Genomic DNA, 3,047 nt, shown 5'->3' with positions numbered 1-3,047 from the left:
GCCTTTTTCTTTCCATGCTTTTTTTTGTTCCGGGGTCATTTTAGAAAACCGGTAATAACCATAAGCTGCCGCTGCTGCAATAAGCAGTCCTAATCCTTTCTTTTGCATAATCTGTAATTTTATTTTATTAGTAAATCGGTTTATTAACAGTAATAAAATATCGTGCCGTAATGCACTTTGTTGTAGCGTGTGGCAAAGCTGGCGTTTGAAGAGGCGTGTATTGCGTATTTTTTTCCACAATTTAACAGGGTGTTTGTATTTCACTGGTTTTTTATGGACTGTCAAAACCTAAACATATATTGCAAGAGGTAAAGATTTTCTTCGCTCAAAACAAAAACATTTGGTACAGCAGATTGTTCACTATGGCTTTCATTTTATAGTCCCGCTATTCATTGCCCTGTTACTGTACCGGCAACACTGGCTGAGGGCTTATGGTATTTTGTTACTGACGATGATGGTAGATATTGATCATTTGCTGGCTACGCCTGTATATGAAGCATGCAGGTGCAGTATTGGTTTTCATTTGCTGCATAGCTACCCGGCCATTGGTGTTTATGTTCTACTGTTATTTTTTAAGCCCGCCAGGTTAGTGGCTATTGGCCTGGTGTGGCATATGGCTACAGATTATATTGATTGTCTTTTGCAGGCGGTATGTTGTAAATGATAATTACGGTTATCGCCGGAGGCGATATTACGATGGTATATCACAAAGCCTGCGCTTCTTTAATACGCCACGAATGCACGAATAAATGTATCAAAATACATTGAATATTCGTGTATTAGTGGCTACTTTAAGTGGTATTAGTAAATCCGCCCGCTTGCAGTCCGTTGGAATTTGTGGTAAAAAATACCTCATTTGCTGATAAGCATGACAGTGGTATAAAAAATGACACAGGAAAAATGGCTGAAGGGCAGACATTTTTAAAATTATTGCTCCGGAAGTTTTGTTATTCTACGCTTCTTTCTTAACTTTTAGTCATGTTGCTACCTGTGGTTCCTATATGGAAACAAGCACCGTTCATACGACTGCTCATCCCGCTGGTATTGGGGATAATGCTGCAATGGTACCTTCCGCTTTCTGTAAAAGGCACCTGTATTATTGCCTGCATCGCCCTGGTGCTTTTCCTGCTTGCCCAATGTTTACACGGTTATCTTTTATTCCTGCACAAATGGATATATGGCTTTGCTCTTATGATGATGATCCTGCTGTTTGGAATAACCATCACACATTTTAAAAATATTACCCACCTGCAAAGCTGGTTCGGACATTTGTATAACGACAGCACGGTTGTGGTTGCTGTTTTATCGGAACCTTTAATTGAAAAGAATAAATCCTACAAAGCCAATGCTATGGTGCATGCGCTTATACGCAATGATAGCGTCATTCAAACCAAAGGCAGCATCATTATTTATTTTAAAAAAGACAGCAGTCTTTTGTCGCAATTAGATCATGGTTCAACCATTGTTTTTAAAAAAAGATTGCAGGCTATTCAAAACTCCGGTAATCCCGGGGCATTCGATTATAAGCGGTATTGTCTTTTCCAGGGCATCACACACCAGGTATATCTTGCTGAAAATGAATTTTCGGTAAACCCTGCGCAAACCCGTTCTGCATATACCCGCTGGCTGCAGCAATCACGTAAGGGATTGTTAGCAATATTGAAAAAGTATATTCCGGGCAAACGGGAAGCCGGTGTGGCAGAAGCATTGCTCATCGGCTACCGCGATGACCTGGAGCGCGACCTGGTACAGGCTTATGCCAATACCGGTGTAATACATGTTATCGCCATATCGGGCATGCACCTGGCCATGATCTATGGACTGCTGATCGTGTTACTGAAACCGCTGCAACGTAATGCAAAAACAAAATGGGTAAGCGGACTGATCATACTATCGGTATTATGGCTGTTCACTTTACTTTCAGGAGCGGGGCCTTCCATCTTAAGAAGCGCTGTTATGTTTTCCTTTATTATAGCCGGAGAAAGCATGCGCAGAAAAATATCAGTATATCACACGTTGAGCGCATCAGCATTTTTCCTCTTATGCCGGAATCCTTTTTTTCTTTGGGATGTGGGTTTCCAGTTGTCGTATGCAGCCGTATTAAGTATCGTTATTTTTTTACGTCCTGTTACCAACTGGTTGTATTGTAAGCATAACCTCATCAATCATGTATGGAAGCTCATTGCCGTTACGCTTGCGGCACAAATACTTACTACGCCATTAAGCATTTATCATTTTCACCAGGTACCTAACCTGTTCCTTGTCAGCAACCTGGTTATTGTTCCGCTCTCCGGCTTTATATTATATGGTGAGATATTGCTTTGCCTACTGTCGTTGTTTCCTGCCGCTGCATTGCTTGCAGGGAAAATACTTTCCGCCATGCTGCGGCTGATGAACAATTTTATAGCTTTTATCAATGATGTTCCTTTTGCCGTTAGTGATAATATTTCCATCTCCATTCTTCAGGCCGGCCTGCTGTACGCTTTTATTATTGCCTTTGCAGTATGGCTAATGAAGCAAAAAAAGCAAATGCTGCCCTATGCCCTGGTGGCGCTGCTGGCCTTTGCGCTTTGCCGTGTGATAGACATTGGCATTAAGCAAAAGCAAAGCAAAATTATTGTATACAATATACCCCGGTTCACTGCTGTTGATTTTATAAGCGGTAGCAGCTATCATTTTACAGGAGATGAGGCTTTGGCAACCGACCCCTTCCTGTATAATTTTCATTTACGCCCTTCACGGCTCATGTACCGCGCAAAACCTGCCGTTAGCCTGAGCAGTTTCCGGCCGGCATCGCCTTTCTTCTATTTTAAAAAGCGGCGTATTCTTTTGCTTGACTCCCTCCCGATCTTATCGCCGCCCGTTGAACCGGTAGATGTGGATATCATTATTCTTTCTAAAAACGCCAATGTGGGTATAGGCCGGCTGCAGCGTTTATTCCGCTGCCGGCAGTATGTTTTTGACGCTTCAAGCCCAGCGTGGAAAATCCGTGAATGGAAAAATGACTGCGATAGTTTACATTTGCGCCGCCATTCCGTGCAGGAAGA

General features: G+C 42.4%; 2 protein-coding genes. Both read left to right on the top strand.

All coding sequences use genetic code 11. The features are described 5' to 3' along the window. The first annotated feature begins 340 nt into the window (after positions 1-340). Positions 341-664 (top strand): DUF6122 family protein, encoded by a 324-nt coding sequence (locus PLE34_RS21780; RefSeq protein ID WP_324560754.1) that lies wholly within the window; start codon positions 341-343, stop codon positions 662-664. A gap of 314 nt (positions 665-978) precedes the next feature. Next, on the top strand, positions 979-3,047 hold a 2,069-nt coding region (locus PLE34_RS21775; RefSeq protein ID WP_324560751.1), incomplete at its 3' end, for a ComEC/Rec2 family competence protein.

It is taken from the genome of Agriterribacter sp., assembly GCF_035445465.1.
Taxonomy (GTDB): Bacteria; Bacteroidota; Bacteroidia; order Chitinophagales; family Chitinophagaceae; genus Agriterribacter.
This window is presented reverse-complemented; position numbering and strand designations above follow the sequence as displayed.